Source organism: Pseudomonas sp. CMR5c (genome assembly GCF_003850545.1).
GTDB lineage: Bacteria > Pseudomonadota > Gammaproteobacteria > Pseudomonadales > Pseudomonadaceae > Aquipseudomonas > Aquipseudomonas piscis.
In genome coordinates, this window is the sequence record NZ_CP027705.1 from 2,066,075 (window position 1) to 2,083,397 (window position 17,323).

The 17,323-nt window shown below is 56.5% G+C and carries 17 protein-coding genes and 1 other RNA gene; 9 read left to right on the top strand and 9 right to left on the bottom strand.

Annotated features, from left to right (window positions below; translation table 11 throughout):
- The first annotated feature begins 148 nt into the window (after positions 1-148).
- The 5 genes from zipA (at position 149) to C4K40_RS09710 (ending at position 5,462) form a co-directional block, all read left to right on the top strand.
- A complete protein-coding gene (zipA, locus tag C4K40_RS09690; RefSeq protein ID WP_053135939.1) occupies positions 149-1,003 on the top strand; it encodes a cell division protein ZipA in 855 nt (284 codons plus the stop codon).
- Positions 1,004-1,133: 130 nt separating this feature from the next.
- The gene (gene ligA / locus C4K40_RS09695; protein ID WP_053135942.1) at positions 1,134-3,506 is read left to right on the top strand and encodes an NAD-dependent DNA ligase LigA; all 2,373 of its coding nucleotides are present in this window, start codon (positions 1,134-1,136) and stop codon (positions 3,504-3,506) included.
- 166 nt (positions 3,507-3,672) lie between these two features.
- Positions 3,673-3,769, top strand: an RNA gene (gene ffs, locus C4K40_RS09700) — signal recognition particle sRNA small type.
- Positions 3,770-3,959: 190 nt separating this feature from the next.
- Positions 3,960-4,397: a hypothetical protein gene (locus tag C4K40_RS09705; RefSeq protein WP_053135945.1), complete on the top strand. Its 438-nt coding sequence runs from the start codon at positions 3,960-3,962 to the stop codon at positions 4,395-4,397.
- 177 nt (positions 4,398-4,574) lie between these two features.
- The gene (locus tag C4K40_RS09710; RefSeq protein ID WP_053135948.1) at positions 4,575-5,462 is read left to right on the top strand and encodes a toll/interleukin-1 receptor domain-containing protein; all 888 of its coding nucleotides are present in this window, start codon (positions 4,575-4,577) and stop codon (positions 5,460-5,462) included.
- Positions 5,463-5,734: 272 nt separating this feature from the next.
- Here C4K40_RS09710 and C4K40_RS09715 read toward each other — a convergent pair whose 3' ends face one another.
- Entirely contained in the window at positions 5,735-6,361 is a 627-nt protein-coding gene (locus C4K40_RS09715; RefSeq protein ID WP_053135952.1) for a recombinase family protein, read from the bottom strand.
- 301 nt (positions 6,362-6,662) lie between these two features.
- Between C4K40_RS09715 and C4K40_RS09720 the strand changes: the two genes are divergently transcribed.
- Complete coding sequence (locus C4K40_RS09720; protein ID WP_124421277.1) at positions 6,663-7,361, top strand: DUF5343 domain-containing protein; 699 nt, start codon at positions 6,663-6,665, stop codon at positions 7,359-7,361.
- The gene (locus C4K40_RS09725; RefSeq protein ID WP_053135955.1) at positions 7,345-7,830 is read left to right on the top strand and encodes a TIGR02391 family protein; all 486 of its coding nucleotides are present in this window, start codon (positions 7,345-7,347) and stop codon (positions 7,828-7,830) included. Before C4K40_RS09720 ends, C4K40_RS09725 begins: the two co-directional genes overlap by 17 nt.
- A 354-nt stretch (positions 7,831-8,184) precedes the next feature.
- Here the strand turns inward: C4K40_RS09725 and C4K40_RS09730 are convergent, their stop codons facing one another.
- The 4 genes from C4K40_RS09730 to C4K40_RS09745 all read right to left on the bottom strand — a co-directional run bounded on the left by C4K40_RS09730 (position 8,185) and on the right by C4K40_RS09745 (position 12,792).
- On the bottom strand, positions 8,185-8,769 hold the full coding sequence (locus C4K40_RS09730) for a hypothetical protein (RefSeq protein ID WP_124421278.1): 585 nt from the start codon (positions 8,767-8,769) through the stop codon (positions 8,185-8,187).
- 169 nt (positions 8,770-8,938) lie between these two features.
- Positions 8,939-9,562 (bottom strand): hypothetical protein, encoded by a 624-nt coding sequence (locus tag C4K40_RS09735; RefSeq protein WP_053135958.1) that lies wholly within the window; start codon positions 9,560-9,562, stop codon positions 8,939-8,941.
- A gap of 406 nt (positions 9,563-9,968) precedes the next feature.
- A complete protein-coding gene (locus tag C4K40_RS09740) occupies positions 9,969-11,261 on the bottom strand; it encodes a site-specific integrase (RefSeq protein WP_053135961.1) in 1,293 nt (430 codons plus the stop codon).
- A 475-nt stretch (positions 11,262-11,736) separates the two neighbouring features.
- Positions 11,737-12,792: a hypothetical protein gene (locus C4K40_RS09745; RefSeq protein ID WP_124421279.1), complete on the bottom strand. Its 1,056-nt coding sequence runs from the start codon at positions 12,790-12,792 to the stop codon at positions 11,737-11,739.
- 173 nt (positions 12,793-12,965) lie between these two features.
- Here C4K40_RS09745 and C4K40_RS09750 point away from each other — a divergent pair, with 173 nt between their 5' ends.
- Positions 12,966-13,469: a GrpB family protein gene (locus C4K40_RS09750; RefSeq protein WP_053135969.1), complete on the top strand. Its 504-nt coding sequence runs from the start codon at positions 12,966-12,968 to the stop codon at positions 13,467-13,469.
- Positions 13,470-13,484: 15 nt separating this feature from the next.
- On the opposite strand, the gene C4K40_RS09755 is transcribed toward C4K40_RS09750, so the two are convergent.
- Positions 13,485-14,351 carry a LysR family transcriptional regulator gene (locus C4K40_RS09755; protein ID WP_053135972.1) on the bottom strand — a complete coding sequence of 289 codons (867 nt, stop codon included), beginning with the start codon at positions 14,349-14,351 and terminating at the stop codon, positions 13,485-13,487.
- A 100-nt stretch (positions 14,352-14,451) separates the two neighbouring features.
- Between C4K40_RS09755 and C4K40_RS09760 the strand changes: the two genes are divergently transcribed.
- On the top strand, positions 14,452-15,375 hold the full coding sequence (locus tag C4K40_RS09760; RefSeq protein WP_022643304.1) for a DMT family transporter: 924 nt from the start codon (positions 14,452-14,454) through the stop codon (positions 15,373-15,375).
- 19 nt (positions 15,376-15,394) lie between these two features.
- On the opposite strand, the gene C4K40_RS09765 is transcribed toward C4K40_RS09760, so the two are convergent.
- The 3 genes from C4K40_RS09765 to C4K40_RS09775 form a co-directional block, all read right to left on the bottom strand.
- Positions 15,395-16,288 carry a DUF2167 domain-containing protein gene (locus C4K40_RS09765; RefSeq protein ID WP_022643305.1) on the bottom strand — a complete coding sequence of 298 codons (894 nt, stop codon included), beginning with the start codon at positions 16,286-16,288 and terminating at the stop codon, positions 15,395-15,397.
- 148 nt (positions 16,289-16,436) lie between these two features.
- On the bottom strand, positions 16,437-16,808 hold the full coding sequence (locus C4K40_RS09770; RefSeq protein WP_022643306.1) for a VOC family protein: 372 nt from the start codon (positions 16,806-16,808) through the stop codon (positions 16,437-16,439).
- 139 nt (positions 16,809-16,947) lie between these two features.
- Positions 16,948-17,262: a helix-turn-helix domain-containing protein gene (locus C4K40_RS09775; RefSeq protein ID WP_011060220.1), complete on the bottom strand. Its 315-nt coding sequence runs from the start codon at positions 17,260-17,262 to the stop codon at positions 16,948-16,950.
- Positions 17,263-17,323 lie beyond the last annotated feature (61 nt).

A 17,323-nucleotide genomic window follows, 5' to 3' on the forward strand; every position in this document is an offset into this window, starting at 1 on the left:
TGCCTTTGGTCGTGCTAGTTTAATGTCAATTTTTTCTACGCGTGAGCAAAAGGCCATTCAGAACATAGAGTTGGCGCCACGTTTTAAAGCGGTTTGCAGATTGTAAGCCCCTTATTTTTCAGCATTTTTCATAGAGGCACGGGATTACATGGAAATCGGTCTGCGCGAGTGGCTGATCGTCATCGGCATTATTGTCATCGCCGGTATTCTTTTTGATGGCTGGCGGCGTATGCGCGGCGGCAAGGGCAAGTTGAAGTTCCGTCTTGATCGAAGTCTTTCCAACTTGCCGGATGAGGAAGGCAATGCCGAACTGCTGGGTCCGTCCCGGGTGCTGGACAACCACAAGGAGCCGCAACTGGATGAGCATGACTTGCCATCGGTGAGCATGCCGGCCCGCGAGCCTCGGGAAAGTTCTTCGTCCAAGCGCGGCAAGCGTGGTAGCGAGCCGCAGCAGGGCGACCTCAATCTGGACCTGGATCTGGACAACGGTCCGAGCTTCAGCAGCCGTGACGATGATTTCCCGGCCGATGAGGGCAAGTCTGCCAGCTTCGGCGACAAGGACCAGCCCCAGGCCGAGGAGGTGCTGGTGATCAGCGTGATCTGCCGTGATGCGGCGGGCTTCAAGGGGCCGGCGCTGTTGCAGAACATCCTCGAGAGCGGCCTGCGTTTTGGCGAGATGGATATCTTCCACCGCCACGAAAGCATGGCTGGCAACGGCGAGGTGCTGTTCTCCATGGCCAATGCGGTCAAGCCCGGGGTGTTCGACCTGGATGATATCGACCACTTCAGCACCCCGGCCGTGAGCTTCTTCCTGGGCCTGCCGGGCCCACGTCATCCGAAACAGGCTTTCGACGTGATGGTGGCCGCGGCACGCAAGTTGTCCCAGGAGCTCAATGGCGAGCTAAAGGACGACCAGCGCAGCGTCCTGACCGCCCAGACCATCGAACACTACCGCCAGCGCATCGTCGAGTTCGAGCGCCGTGCGCTGACCCAGAAGCGGTGACCCTCTGATCGCTGGCCAGCGATTTCGCCGAAGCGGGATCTATCCTGTAGGAGTCGACTGGCCAGCCAAGCCTGAACACCATCTTCGATCGAGCAGCCTAGGCTGCTCTTTTGCTTTATGAGAGAACCCCATGACCGCCGCCGAAACCCGCATTCTTGAGCTGCGTGCCGAGCTGGACCTGCACAACTATCGCTACCACGTGCTCGATGAACCCAGCATCCCGGACGCCGAGTACGACCGCCTGTTCCGCGAGCTCAAGGCCCTGGAGGCCGAGCATCCGGAACTGGTGACCAGCGACTCGCCGACCCAGCGGGTCGGCAGCGCCGCGCTCTCGGCCTTCACCCAGGTCCGCCATGAGATCCCCATGCTCAGCCTGGGCAACGCCTTCGAAGAAGTCGACATGCGCGAGTTCGATCGCCGGGTCAATGAGGGCCTGGACCTGCCGAGCGGCGACCTGTTCGGTGGTGGCGTGGCGGTGGAGTACAGCTGCGAGCCCAAGCTCGACGGCCTGGCGGTCAGCCTGCTGTACCAGGACGGCCTGCTGGTGCGTGGCGCCACCCGTGGCGACGGCACCACCGGTGAGGACATCAGCGTCAACGTGCGTACCGTGCGCAACATTCCGCTGAAGCTGCAGGGCAGTGGTTGGCCGGCGACCCTGGAAGTGCGCGGTGAAGTGTTCATGTCCAAGGCCGGCTTCGAGCGCTTGAACGCCGCGCAACTGGAGGCGGGCGGCAAGACCTTCGCCAACCCGCGCAACGCCGCGGCGGGCAGCCTGCGCCAGCTGGATTCGAAGATCACCGCCAGTCGGCCCCTGGAGTTCTGCTGCTACGGTCTGGGCCAGGTCACGGCGGACATCGCCGATACCCATATCGGCAACCTCGAGCAGCTCAAGCAGTGGGGCATGCCCATCAGTCGCGAGCTGCGCCTGGCCAAGGGGATCGACGAGTGCCTGGACTACTACCGCGAGATCGGCGAGCGGCGTAACGCGCTGCCCTACGAAATCGACGGTGTGGTGTTCAAGGTCAACAGCATCGCTTCCCAGCGCGAGCTGGGCTTCCGGGCCCGGGAGCCGCGCTGGGCCATTGCCCACAAGTTTCCGGCCATGGAAGAGCTCACCGAGCTGCTGGATGTGGAGTTCCAGGTCGGTCGTACCGGCGCGGTAACGCCGGTGGCGCGCTTGAAACCGGTCAAGGTGGCGGGGGTGACCGTATCCAACGCCACCTTGCACAACATGGACGAAGTGGCGCGCCTGGGGCTGATGATCGGCGACACGGTGATCATCCGGCGTGCTGGCGACGTGATCCCGCAGGTGGTGCAAGTGGTCACCGAACGGCGCCCGGAGGATGCCCGGGCGGTGCAGATTCCCGAAAGCTGTCCGGTCTGCGGTTCCCATGTCGAGCGCACGCAACTGGTCAAGCGCAGCAAGGGCCGCGAAACCGTCAGCGAAGGTGCGGTCTATCGCTGCGTGGGCCGTCTGGCCTGCGGTGCGCAACTCAAGCAGGCGATCATCCACTTCGTCTCCCGGCGTGCCATGGATATCGAAGGCCTGGGGGACAAGACCATCGAGCAACTGGTGGACGAGCAGCTCATCGCCTCGCCGGCTGATCTCTACAAGCTCAAGTACGAGCAGATCATCGACCTGGAAGGCTTTGCCGAGGTCTCCAGCAACAAGCTGCTCAAGGCCATCGAAGACAGCAAGCGCCCGTCACTGGCGCGTTTCGTCTATGCCCTGGGCATCCCCGATGTCGGCGAAGAGACCGCCAAGGTCCTGGCGCGTTCCCTGGGCACCCTGGAGCGGGTACGCCTGGCGTTGCCGCAGGTGTTGACCTACTTGCCGGATGTCGGCCTGGAAGTCGCCCATGAAATCCACAGTTTCTTCGAGGACAGCCATAACCAGCAGGTGATCGGCGCCTTGCTGGCGGCGGACCAATGCGCCCTGGTGCTGCAGGACCAGGGCGAGCTGGGGGCGGAATTCGCCGCCAGCACCACCCTGGGCGGCATGCTCGACAAGTTGAACATTCCTTCAGTGGGGCCGGGCGCGGCACAGAAGCTGGCGGACAAGTTCGGTTCCTTGCAAGGGGTGATCGACGCCGATTGGCTGGACATGCGCCAGGCCTTGCCGGAGAAGCAGGCCAAGGCGGTCCGTGAGTTCTTCGACAATCCGGCCAATGCCCAATTGGCCCAGGCCATCGAGCAACAGTTGCGTGACTTCGGCATGCACTGGCAGAGCGAGAAGAAGGCGGTCGAAGGCTTGCCCCTGGCCGGCCAGACCTGGGTGCTGACCGGTTCCCTGGAGTTGATGAGCCGCGATGTGGCCAAGGACAAGCTGGAAAGCCTGGGAGCCAAGGTGGCTGGTTCGGTTTCGGCCAAGACCCATTGCGTGGTGGCAGGCCCGGGGGCCGGTTCCAAATTGGCCAAGGCCAACGAACTGGGCCTGAAGGTGCTGGACGAGGAGGCATTCGTCGCCTTCCTCGGTGAGCACGGCATTTCCGCTTCGGCCTGAAGCGTGGGCCGGCCGGCGCGAGCCAGCGCCCGCCGGCCCTGCTTGGTGACACTCCAAGTGCTTGAAGCCCTTCGAGTTTTTTATTCTGCAATGAGCGGTTGTATCTTCAACTCAGATAGGTACAATGGCGCGGCTCGCCGTCAGGTGAGCGTCGTTATGGTGGCCCCATCGGTCCCCCCGCAACGATTACCCGTTAACCTGGTCAGGCCCGGAAGGGAGCAGCCACAGCGGGAACATTGTGTGCCGGGGTGTGGCTGGTGGGGCTGCCTCCTATCTCTAAGTCCTTGGTTCTACAAGGATTTATCAGTCAGAAATCTCGAAGTGGAACAGCGTTTAGGTACACCTAAGTGGTGCACTGTGCTGAGCATTCTAGCTCGCTCAAACGTCCTCTCCAAGCTCCGTGTCCCTCGCCAATGACTTGTTCTCCTGCATGCATTGCGAGCGTCTAAATTCATGATTACGCCCGAGCGTATCCAGATCCTCCATGATAAGTATCTTGAGCTAATCAAGCTCGAGGTAAACGAATTTGGGGTCAAAGCCACGGAGGTTCGCCACCTCATAGGTAGGCTGGGTGAGTTTCATTGTGCGCTTCAATTGGGCGGAACCTTGGCAAGCCAAGCCAATCAGCATGGGTTTGATGTGCTATGCCGAAAGGGCAGGAGGGTAAGCGTCAAAACGACCGCTCAAATGAATGGCTTTGTACCAATCTCGAAATCTACTATTGATCGAGTGGATGACATCATGGTTGTTCAGTATCTAGAGGGTGCTTTGACTACCATTTATTATGGGGAGATTGCCGTGGCTATTGGCTCGGCTCGATACTACGCCCCGTCAGGACAGTATGAGCTAGATATCTCCAAAGCTCGTCGCTTGGCAGCTGCGTTGCCCTGAGGGGAAAACTCGAAGTGAGGGGGCGTATCTAGCGCCACTGATGAGGTTGAGCTTTGACGTAGGTAGCGGTTCCAGTGCCCTAAAACGCTTAGTGCTTGCCCTTTTCTCAATCAATATAGAGGGCAGTGACAGCTACTTATGCTCCACGTACCAAATTGAAAGCAGAGGATTTGCGTCATGCCAGAAACGGAAGTCCCCCCGAAGGTATTCATTTCATACTCGTGGGAAAGTGATGCTCATAAGTCTTGGGTAAGATCTTTGGCCGAAAGGCTAACAAAGAACGGCGTAAACGTCCGGCTAGACCAGTGGCATATCGCTCCAGGGCAAAGCCTCACCCAGTTCATGGAGGTGGAGGCACAAGATTGTGATTTCGCTCTGATCATTTGCACGAAAGACTACAGCAGAAAATCTTTGGTGCGGGCTGGTGGTGTTGGCTATGAGCAACAGATAATTACCGGGCGTATTGCTGCCGGTTTGGAGAGGGAGCGCTTCATCCCTATCATTCGAGATGGCGAATTTACCCCCGGTCCCGATTGCTCCGTACCCGCCCAGTTTTTAGGAATCTATGCTGTCGATATGCGGGATGAGGACAAGCTAGATCAGCGGGTCGAAGATTTACTAAGGGCAATATTCAGGGACCCGGCCCTGACACAGCCACCAATAGGACCTCGCCCAACCTTTGGTGCGGTTCTCGCCCCCGAAACTGCTGTAAGACCCAACCAACGGTTGGCCGTACTGGATATTGATGGGTGGCATCTGCTTAGCGGAGTAGCTAGTAATGAGCGTTGGCCTCAAACCTTTCATATCCCAGAAGACTCAGAGCGGTACAGTCTTGGTTTAGGGGATAGCGTCAAGCTTCAGTTCGAGTTCTCGCTACTCGATGAAAATGGGGATGATGAGCTCTTTGGTGAGAGAATGTGGGTTGATGTCAAAGGTCACTCTGGCCCCTACCTCGTGGGGGAGCTACAAAACCACCCTGCTTGCTCAGATGAACAGGACCGTCTTAAGTTTGGAGATGTGGTGATATTTCTTCCAGAGCACGTTGTAGACATTTGGGAAGACTGACGCCTAGCATTCCTCACGCTAGTCACCTTCCACAAGGCGTTCCCGTGCAAGTGTCGATAAGGATACTTCCATTGTAGGGCTCATGCCCCGCCGCCAGAAATCGCGTGCACTTCAATATGAGCATGGCTTTCGGGTTGAAAATGTAATCTGGCCTTTTTGCCCAAGGTGTTAAGCAAGGTGCGAGGTGCTCAAATGAGCGCCATCAAAATTTGAAAATAAGTCTCAGCTTGCCCTGCATCTGCTGACCCCAACAGACACAGGGCGAGTATCCATCACACTGCTGTTGACTCCTTCTTGATCCGGTACACCGTTGCAACGCCACACTCAGCCAGTTTGGCAATCTCATCAGCCGACATCGTTGGATGTTTCTGCATCAGCGACTGTACCTTTTCCCACTTGGCCGCGTTCCTGCCTTTGCCTGCTGGCTTCCATTCAGGTTCAGCAATACGTTTGTTGTCCAGACCCTGCCTGATACGCTCCACGCGTTTTTCTTGATCCAGTCGTGCCATGGTGGCCATGAGGTCGATCAGCATGTTGTTGATCACATCCATGATTTGACCTGTGATTCCTTTCGCCTCAACTAGCATGTGACTGGTGGGCAAATCAGCTACAACCAGACGCAATCCCTTGGTCTTGATGGTGGTCTTGAGAGTATCCCAGTCAGCTTGCGAGAGGCGACTGAGGCGGTCTACAGACTCGACCAGTAGTACGTCACCACTCTGGGCATTGTTGAGCAGGGAGAGCAGCTCTGGCCGGTTGAGCTTTGTCCCACTGATGTTCTCAGCATACACCCTCACTATGTTCAAACCCTTCTCACCAGCGAACAGCTCCAACGCGACTCTTGCACGGCTGGCGTCTTGGTCTTTCGTTGATGCACGGAGGTAGAGGTGGGCGTTCATGGGCTGCTATCCTTTGTCGTTCGCTTTGATAGATAAATGATAATTGAATCGTATGACTATCTTCAATAGATATTTGATAGTGGCTGGCGGGCAGCTCTCGCACTACCATTTACGTCTACTCCATTGATAGCAGTTATTGACTCGACCTTGATGGCGTCGGCGTTTAGGTCAAGGGCTTCCAGGCTTAAACGACGATTTCGTGGTCATGTACCTACCTCCTTACCTCTTGTCATCACACTGGACACTTTGTGTAGTTGCAGGTAGCGTCAGTTACTTAGTCGAGATGACAGGGATACAGTACATGGCAGATAAGCACCCGTACTCCGGAATTGCAGGGCTGACACAGACTATTGCCCAGCTCAGAAAATCGTTCCCAGCCCAATTTGGCTCAGATACGATGAAGAAATTAGGGATAGCACCTAACAACGAAAGTTACGTGTTGAATACGTTGCGATTTCTGGGCGTACTCGATGAAGATGGGAAGAAAGGGAAAAACGTTGGCTCCGTTTTCAGTCAGCATGAAGATGAGGAGTTTCAGCGAGGATTTTCGGGAATCGTTTCTTCTGCTTACAGCGAGCTTTTTGAGTTGCACGGTGAGGGTGCTTGGACGCTCCCGCTGACCAAATTAATCGCTTACTTCAGGCACACAGACAGCACGAGCGACGTTGTAGGAAAGAAGCAGGCCGCTACATTTCAAGCACTTGGAGTACTCTCGGGTAAGGTAGATGGAGTAGTACGATCGCCCGTAACTAAACCGAAGGCAAGCGACCCATCCACGCCTACTCGCCCAGTGCGATCTAAGCCCCCTAAAGCCACTCTGCAGCAATCTAAAGTCGAAATGCCTTTGCCCATTCAATCGGCAAGCCCAGTAACCCAGTCGTCAGCCATGGCTCTTACTGTACGGGTAGAAATCAACCTACCTGCTGGTGGTGACCAAGAGACGTATGACCGCATCTTCAAAAGCATTAGAGAGAACCTGCTGAATGGCAATGTCTCTTGAACTCTTCGAAGGAATAGTCCGCAGGACCACAGGGGCATTCGTTCACGAAGAAGCTGAGGTCAAAAACGATGCTCTGCATCCATTTGAGCTAAGGAATATTCATCAAAGCCTTTATGGGAAGGTCAAAAAGCTCTTCGACAATGGTCACTGTGCAGAGTCTACCTTCGAGGCATTCAAGCTTATAGATAAGCTCGTGCAGCGGTTATGTCGAGTTGATGAGTCGGGCTTTAAGCTCATGATGAATGCCTTTAACGAGAGTAAACCGATTCTCACCCTTGCCGACTTATCAACAACGAGTGGCCGAGATGAGCAGAAAGGTTACAGCTTTCTTTTCAGTGGGGCGGTGATGGCCATTCGAAACCCCAGAGGTCATGAGATAAATTTAAGTGATGATCCTGACACCTGCTTAGATCACCTTGCGTTTGCCTCTCTATTGCTAAGACGGTTGGAGCAGAGTGGTTTTTCCTGAATGCACTGGGTACTTTTCAAAGTGCATCAAGTGTAAGTTCTTCAATCAATATCGAGCCTGCCGTTCGATAAATTTTCTTCCAAGGATCGTTAAAGCTCAGCTTCGAACTCGGCAAGTCTAATTCTAGGACTTCGAACAGGTCGCGAAGCTGAATGGTATCCAAAAGTATTAGGAGCGAAAGCTGTGCAGGCTATCGCTCCTTTGCTAGCTAGTGCTGATATTGGAACGTAGGAATCATCACATCTGCATTGGACCGCAGCCGATCAGCGTACTTAATCAGTGCTCGTACAACGCGAAGATCAGGTGCAATCTCTCTCAGATAATCACGAAGGTGATCGTCAATCACATCAGCTTTCAATCTCTGCCAGTCGCAATGGGCTTCCAGAGCATCCGTTCTCCATTCTCCGATCTGGCTTGATCCCTTGTGCATAATCTCGGCTTGGAATCCATCAGCGAAGGTCCGGACGCCAGGATACCCTGATCGAGGTGTTTTCCTTCTCCATCGCACTGCCATATTAATGCTCGGAGGTACAAAGCAACAGGTGTCAGGGCTGTAGATTCTGTTACCCGGTACAAGATATCTTTGTCCAACTGGTAGTCGCCGACGGCATTCTGGTAAAACCAGACCTTAAAGTCGGAGTATCTATACCAGCACGGTGCTACGGTGCAATCAGAGTAGGTAGCACGAGACCTTGTTGAGTTTGCGTTGTAGCAGCAGTCAAACATTCTCTGCCAAACATTGTATGACCAGTCGTCTGCACCAGAAGTGTCTGTGAAGTCGTCAATGCCCACACCGAACAACAAATCACTTTTCAATTTGTTGGTGATGAGTTTTGGTATCGTAAATTCTATCGGTGCGTAGTCTGGGGTGTGTGATTTCGAACCCTTGTCACGAGAAGGAAGGATTTCTGTTTCTTGTGTTTCGTAAATCATGAACATGTTGGGCTCCTTGTTTTGTTGTTGGTAGTATTCCTCTTCTGTCTGATTGAGGCTGCTCGACCTTCCCGTCGAAAGGTCTTTCTTTAATAATAGGAATTTGCTAAAGCCCTTGTATTGCAAGGCTTACAGCGGAATTATTGCGTAATTTTTTCGAAAAAGTTACGTGAGGCTATGCGGCAACTAGTGTGACTGTGGCTGAGGGCAGCCTGCCGCTTGCAGGGTTCAAATACCAGTCTTTCACGTACCGTTCCTGCGCGTATTGATCACCCCGGAAGATCAGTCTAGGGTTGATCACCAGCTTGATCTCACCCTTGCGAATATCACCGTTCCTCGATGTGCTGATCTGTACCATGTTGGCATTGGTCAGCGTGTTCAGCTTCTTCATCAGATTCGATTCTATCGTGTTCAGTGCATTCGCCAGATCAGCTTGAGGCATGATGATGACGTTATGGTACTGAACCAACCCGTGCAGCGTGCGAAGGATGTTCATCATCGGCAGGGTGATACGACAATCCACGCCTGTACGGCGCCAAACGCCATGGGCAATATCTTGTGTGTCGAGCAGTGAGTGCAGCGTATGTGCAGGCAAGTTGCGACGGTCAATATGCTTCAGGAACGCACTCAGGTCGTCAGCACTCCGGCACTTGCTTAGTTCGGGGCAGTGATCAGGACGTTCGTTGAATACAGAAGGCTTGTCGTCATAGCCGAAGATTTCGCCGGTTGCTGGACTGATCAACAGTCCATCGACGTGAAGAAAGGGTATTGCGGTAAAAGCTGGGCGTTCGATCGCCATTGTTCATTCTCCTGTTCAAGTTTAGTGCATAGGCAATCCTCTCGGGTTGTGCCGGTTAGTTTGGTAGATCGCAGACAACACTGTACCGATCATCTGGCACTGTATGGATGCAAGACGTGTTCGGTATGTTTGGCTGAGTTCTGAATTGTCGCTCAAGTTGCCCCGATTTGTCAAGCATTAGTTGTTGCATGTGCCGATAGAATAATGTAGGCGTTTCGCACTAGCGAGGTTTTAACCACCTCTAAATCCAGTCCGTCAGAAACTGGTTTCCGGTGGGAGAGAAAGCGCCCCGCTTAGTCCAGACCGCCGATGTGCCCTGCAAACATTGGGGTTGGCATTGTAGGCGGCTGGATAGCGTCGTTTGAAAGGCAAGGTTTAGTCGGGGTTATTGGTAAGTTATTCGACGTTATTGAATGTGCAACAATGCCTCTGCCATCGCTTTAATTGGAGTCCTGCTGCCGTAAATGCCGAAGGTGACGGAACTGTCTTCATGCCCCACCATTCGCTTGATCAGTGAGTCTTGAACCCCTGCATCACGCAAATCGTCGATGAAGGTATGACGGAAGCTATGAAAGGTCTTGCGGGTATCTGAGACCCCACATTTAGCCTTGTATCTGCCGAACCATTTGGAGGGGGCGTGTCCCAGCTTTCCCCGCACTGGATCAAGTTCTGGGAACAGTCGATCTGCTCCAGTGGCTTTGATTGAATCAACATGCTGCAGTAGACCAAGTTCGAGCAAGGCGGGGTGGAGGGGTAGCAAGCGTCGGCTACTAGAATTCTTCAAGTTCTGGCCTTCACTACTATCATCGATACGGATGCATTGAATGCCCTGTTGGAGGATGAAGTCGTCGACGTGCAGTTGGCATATCTCTTCCAAGCGGGCGCCTGTATAGCGACCCAGCAATGGTATCCAGTACCGCCAAGGATACTTACAGGACTCTGCCTTAAGTCCATTCAGATTGAGTAGGGGGGTCAGGTCGTGTCGTTCAAATGAAAGCCGTGCGTCCTTGGCTGAGCCTGTCATGACCTTCAATCCCACCAGTGGATTGTCCGTGATGTACCCGTTCGCCTTGCACCAGTTGAGGAAGGCAGAGAGTTTGCGTAGCCGGTTGTTCACGGTAACGGCGGTGACGGTCTTGTAGGTGCTTGCGGACTCGACCACCTGTAGCAATGTTTTACCCTTGAATTCGGGTCTGAGGCCGAAGTATTGAGGGCACCTACTGAGGCGGTCTTTCAGTAAGCGAGCTTGATGCACATCGAATTCGGAGATAGGCATGTCACCCATCAACTCGAGCAGATCACGCAGAGCACGTTCCACCTCGAAGATGCTGACTTCCCGCCATGTACCGCCACGTTTTCCTTCTTCTATATATAGCTTCGATAAGTTGGCGAGGGTGGGGCCGTCCTTGCTGGGCTTCACGGTAATCGTTGGTGCTCTCCGTGGTGCAGTTTGGATGGTTGGTAAGGGGGCTGAATCTCGCCACTGCACGCATAACTCACGAAGTACCTCAGGAGCTGTCAGTGGGTGTTCGCTCAAGTGGCTATTCACTTGCTGGGCCAATGAGCTGGCTAGGAATAGTGCAGCCTGACGTTCTCGAATGCGCAAGCATATGCGTAGGGTCTGACGCTTCGGGAACAAGTGCTTCGGTAGTCGAAGGTTGAGGTAGTAAATGGACTGGCGACGGACGATGTAGGCCATGATGGGGCACCAGAGTGGACCAACAAAGTGGACCAATTGAGTGGAACAATTCTGGTCACACCTCGTCCTTTGACTGCCCGTGCAATGAGTTCGCACGGTAGATATCACGCAACCTGATCAGCCTGAAACCCTTACTCCATAAGGCCCGCAACGATTACCGAGCATGCTCGCATGCCACCCGGTCAGGCCCGGAAGGGAGCAGCCACAGCGGGAACATTGTGTGCCGGGGTGTGGCTGGTGGGGCTGCCTCCAATCATCTAGATGATTGAGTCTCAACGAATTCCAAGGCTTTAGCGCGTGTTTGGGCCTTGTTTCGTATCTTTTCCAATCCTGCATACCCCTATCTTCGGCTGCTCATCGTTGAGTCAAGTCGCAGGACTGTTTCGTTTCCATTTTAAAAGACCTCTCTGCGCCAGTTCGGAGAACGAACTGCGGAAGAATCAGCAACGGTCGCAGTTGTCCTTGGCATGGCGACTCAGAGGCCGGGATCAAACAGCGATTTGCTGGAATCCAATGGTTTTCTGAGGTAGAGAGGAATGCCATCCAGTTTGCTGAAATCAGGTTTGAGCTTTTTACCTCCCTTGGGCGCAGGCGCTGCTGGCTTGGCCTCCGGAGCGGCGGCAGCCGGTCCTGTTGTACCTTCAAGACCGATCATGTGTTTGAGCTGGAGCAGGTTGGCCTGGGCGAGATTGTCATAGATCTTCGCGCAAGCGCTGTCCAATGATGGGGGCCGGCGTGCGCTGGGCAGGTTCGCATAGGCGTTGAGGCAGATGTAGAACAGGTCGTTGGTCCAGGTGGTCATTTCGGTAATGCGCTGGACCGCTTCGGCAATTGCCTGCACGTCTGCGGCAGGAAGAGTGGTGGCAGGCGCGGCACTCAGGGTTGCTGCGCTGGAGGTTTGCACCATTGCTTGCTGCGCTTGCTTGAGCTGGGCCTGCATGGCGTCGATATTGCCTTGCATGGTTTTGGCTTCTTCACTGCCAGCGGTCATTTTGGCCAATTTGTCCTGAGCGTCCTTGATCATCTTGCTCTGGTCGATCAGGTATTGGCTGTTGGCGGTCGAACTGGCGCTGGTCAGGGCCACGGCGGGGCCCTTGGCTACACCGGTGAGTTGCTCGATTGCAAGAATGGCGACGGTGTTGCGTTGGTTGCGGGTCATGTACATCTGATACATGTCGGCAGTTATCGCCCCATTGGCATAAGCCTGGCACACGGCAAACAGCTGGTCGCGCAGGAGCTGGATGGATTGGGTGCGCAGGCCAATACTGGCTCCGGACTGCTGGTACGCGGCAGACAGCGCCGCGATATCTTCCTTGGACGCCGTGCCTGATGCTGCGAATGTCTTCAAGGCGTCGGGGCTGGGCTCGGGGCAGATGATCCGGACATCCTGAAGGACGTTGTTGACCAACTCCTTGCGCTCGATACCTGTTATGACTCGATCCTCTGCCTGGAGAGTCCGGGTCGATAGGCGGGCGGTGGTGCAGCCCGACAACAAAGCCAGGCAAAGAGCTGCTGACAAGGCTCGTTTCATCGAATTCCCTTCCGTTGGATCATGGTTTTTCATGTTCTGCCGGAGTCTAGATGCAGTCAGAAGATCGATATGGCGCTTCGCCATATTGCTGACGAGTGGCAAGTGCCGAAGCACTCGCGAGGGTGTTGTAGTGCCCTGGATAATCGAAACGAACGCACATCCAAGGAGTGAACATGGCGTTGACCAGCAAGATTTCCCCCTACGACCCGCGATGGCCCCTGGCATTCGCCGCGGAGCGCGAGCGCATTGCGCCGGGTTTTGTCGGCGAGCTGCTGGACATTCATCACGTGGGCAGTACTGCGGTGGCCGGGCTTGCGGCCAAGCCGGAAATCGATGTGCTGCTGGTGGTCGCGCAGCATCGGGACGAGGCGCTGCGCCAGGCTTTCATGGCGACCCTGGGTTATGTCCGGGGCAGCGACTTGTCTGCCGGGCATCATTTCTATCGGCGGGACGTCGATGGGGTGCGGACCCACAAGGTGCATGTGTGCCTGGCGGGGCATGGGCAAATCCGGCGGATGCTGGGGTTTCGCGACCTGTTGCGCAGTGACCCCGGCCTGCGCCAGCGCTATCAGGAACTGAAGCTGCAACTGGAAGCCAGTAACCGCGACGGTATCGGTGAGTATCTTGCACGCAAGGCGCCTTTCATTGATGCGGTGATGGAGAGCTGTCGATCGTGACCGCTCCGGGCGCGCTCATGCGTCGAGTTTCTCGCGCAGCAACTGGGCGAAGGCATCCCGGGCGCGGTGCTGCTGCACGTCCTGATGCCAGACAAAACGGTTGTCCACCGGCGCCAGGTCATCGAAGCGTTGCACGGTCAGGGTCGAGGACTGCGCATAGCGCTCCAGCACGCCTTCGGGGATCAGCGACACCCCCACACCCGCGCTGACGCAGCCGATGATGGTGCCCCAGCTGGCATAACCGGTGATCGGCAGGTTCAGGCCGTGCTTGCCGAGCCAGTTCTCCAGGGCGCGGCGATAGGGGCAACCGGCTGGCCACATGAACAGGTGCTGGCCTTGCAGGTCGCTGGCGCTGTGGATCGGAGCGCTACCGGCACTGGAAATCAGCACCAGGGGTTCGTGGTAAAGCACGGTTTGCTGCAGTTTCGCCGGCAGGGTATCGATGGCCACCAGGGCGCCGTCGATGCGCTGGTGGCGCAATTCTTCGAAGAGTTGCGACCAGGTGCCGGTGACCAGTTCCACGCTGACTTGTGGGTAGCGCCGGTGATACTCGGCCAGCAGCGGGGGCAGGCGGCCGCCGGCGCAGGACTCGATCGAACCCAGGCGTAGCAGGCCGCTGGGCTCGGCCTGGCCGTCGACCGCGCGTCGGGCCTCATCCACCAGGGCGAGGATGCGCTCGCTGTAGCCGAGGAAGATTTCCCCGGCCGGGCTGATCCTCAGGCCGCGCCCGATGCGAGTGAACAGGGGAGTGCCTAGCTCGTTTTCCAGCTGCTTGAGGCGGTTGGTGATATTGGACGGCACGCAGTGCAGCTGCTCGGCCGCGCGAGCGATGCTGCCGAAGCGGGCCACGGCCTGCACCATCTTCAATTGAGTCAGTTCCATCGTTCATTTCCAGTGAGCAATAGGCTCAGTATTGATCAATTGTGGTGAGCTTTCGAGGGCGCGACACTGTAGTTCCCTACCTTGCCTGGAAGTTTGTCTCGTGAAGATCTCGCCCTCGCTGAAACTGGTTCTGGCCACGGCCATGGTCATCTTGTGCTGGGCCTATTCGCCGGTGGGCATCCATATCGGCCTTGAGGGCTACAGTCCCGGGCACCTGGCACTGCTGCGCTTTCTCATCGCTTCGGTATTCATGGTCGGCATTGCGCTGGTGGCGGGAATTTCCCTGCCGCGCTGGCGTGACATGCCCTGGTTGCTGGTGCTGGGGTTCTTCGCCATCGCCCTGCATCACGTCAGCCTCAACTACGGGCAGCAGGGTTTGAGTGCCGGCGCGTCCAGCGTGTTGGCGCAATCGGCACCGATCTTCAGCACCCTGATCGCGTTTTTCTGGCTCAAGGAGCCGGTCAGTGCCTGGCGCTGGAGTTGTGTGGCGCTGGGCCTGGTGGGCGCATTGCTGGTGGTGGCTGGTGATCGCGGCCTGGGTTCGATCCAGCCGCAGGGCTTGCTGGTGCTGCTGGCGGCTTTTTCCTGGGGGCTGTATTTCGTGCTGCAGCGGCGCTTTTCCGGGCGCCACGGGCTCTTGACCACCACTTGCTACATGGTCTGGGGCGGTACCTTGCTGTTGGCGGTGTATACCCCGGGCCTGGCCCAGACCGTTGTCCAGGCGCCCTTGCGGGTGAACCTGGCGGTGCTGTTGCTGGGGTTGTTTCCCAGCGCGCTGGCCTACCTGGCCTGGGCCTATGTGCTGGCGCGGGTCGAGGTCAGCCGGGCGTCGATCGCCATGTACCTGATCCCGCCGGTGGCCATGTTGTTGGCCGCGATCGTCTTGGGCGAGACGTTGCGCTCCGGGGTGGTGCTGGGGGCGGCGGTGGTGCTGGGCAGTGTGATGGCGATGCAGTTGGAGGGGCGCTGGCGCTGGAGCAAGAGCGCCAGTGCACGTGCCATGAACGACAAGGCCCCGGTTTGACGGGGCCTTGTGCAGTGGATCAGCTTTTCTTCTTGAACAGTCGGCCGATGAAGGCGACGACGGCAAGCACGCCGATGACGATGAACTTCTTGCCGGCCAGGAGCAGGACCCCGAGCTTGGCGAACAGTCCGGCCTTACTGGCGATACCGCCGGCCACCAGGGCTGCCAGGCCATAGGTGGCCAGCTTGTCGGTGCTCGGGTTGTAGTCGGCGTAGCGGTTGCCGTCGGTGAAGTTGGTGAAGGCCAGCACCTTGGGAATCTCGCGCTTGATGGTGGGCAGGTCTTGCATGGAAGCGACCGCATTGAGTTCCAGCACGCCTTCACGGCCCAGCACGCGGATGCTGTAGTTCAGGGTGTTGCTTTCGGCGCCTTCGGCCTTGAGTTCGCGGGCCCAGTACATCTTGTGCGATTGCGCGTCATAGCTTGGCTGCTCGGCCCAGCCCAGCAGGTGAATGGCGCCGTAGCCCTGTTCCTTGCGTTCTTTGTTGTCTTCCTCGTCCGCGGCCTGCATTTCTTTGAGCAGGTCCTGGTAGTCGATCTTCGCTGCATCGTCGTCGGAGATGTGGCCGTCGTTCTTGTAGCTGATGATCACTCCCCAGCCTTCGGCGGCCAGCGGGCTGACGGCGCTGGGCACGATCATGCCCAGGGTGGTGAAGCCGGGCGGGTTGCCCCAGCCTTCGGTCAGCAGCTTCTCGGTGTCCTTGGGTGTGAGGTAGTAGAACTCTTTGCTCAGGTCGAGGCTGGCGATATCGCCAGGTAGCTTGATGTTGCCGTGGCGTGGCGAGAGCGAGGCGAGAAACTGTTCGGCAGTCTGGGTTTCGGCGTCCTTGGTGTCGGGCGTGTCGGCAGCGTTGGCCAAGAATGGGGTGGCGCAGAGCACGACCATGGCCATGAGGTGACGCAGGTACTTCATCGTATTCCCTTACATTTTGTGACAAGTGATAGGCGCGCAAGGATAGCGATGAGCCGCGTGCTGCTCAATGCAATGTTTCCATTTATTTCCGATGACTGGTAGAAGGGCAGCCCAAGGGCGGCGATTGCGCCCCTGGGGAATAAACGGATCAGTTCGCGGTGAGGAACAGCACTCGCAGACGGTGTCCGTCCGGGTCGAGGGCGAGCAGGGTGTAGCCGAAACCCGTCACGGTCGGCTCCTGGACGATGGGGATGCCCAGCGCCTGCCAGTGACGATGCAGTTCATCCACGGCTTCGCGGCTGTCCACGGCCCAGCCCAGTTCGCCACCGCCGGCCAGTACCTGGGATTCGGGTTTGACGACCTGGCGGGACCAGAGCCCGAGCTTGATTCCCGAGTCGAGGATGAACAGGGTGAAATCCGCCGAAGCCTGCACCGGCGGTTTGTCCAGCAGCCGGCTGTAGAAGTCGGCGCTGGCGATGGGGCTATCCACGTAGAGCAAAAAATAGGTGTTGGTGATCATCATGACTCCTGGGGGGGCTGGATTGGAGCGGCAGCTTATGCGCCGAGTCCGTCAGTTCCTGTCAGGAGTCGCAAGGTGAAAAAGAGACCTGCTCGCAAGGGGGGCGAGCAGGCCTCTCTTGGTTGATTGACTGCGGGGCTCAAGGCTTGGACAAGGCCTGGTCTACCGCTGCTATCAGCTTTCCCAGATCCTTCGGGGTGGCTTTGTGAATGACACCGAACAAATAAGCCCGCTGTTCCTCTTCATCACCCAGATCGGCAAAGAAGGCTTTCAGCTTCACTCCCAGTACTTCGGCCAATAGAAATAGAGCTTCAACGCTGGGGGTGTAGGTGCCGGTTTCGAAGCGGCTGATGGTTTTGGGGTCAAAACCGGTTTTTTCACCTAGTTCAGCCTGAGTAAGCCCCGCTACCTTTCGATAGCGCTTTATGGCTGCACCCAAACTTGAAATTTGCATCGCTCAATTCCCATTTAGAATCAAGAACTTAACGATAAATATTGGCATTAGACAACACCAT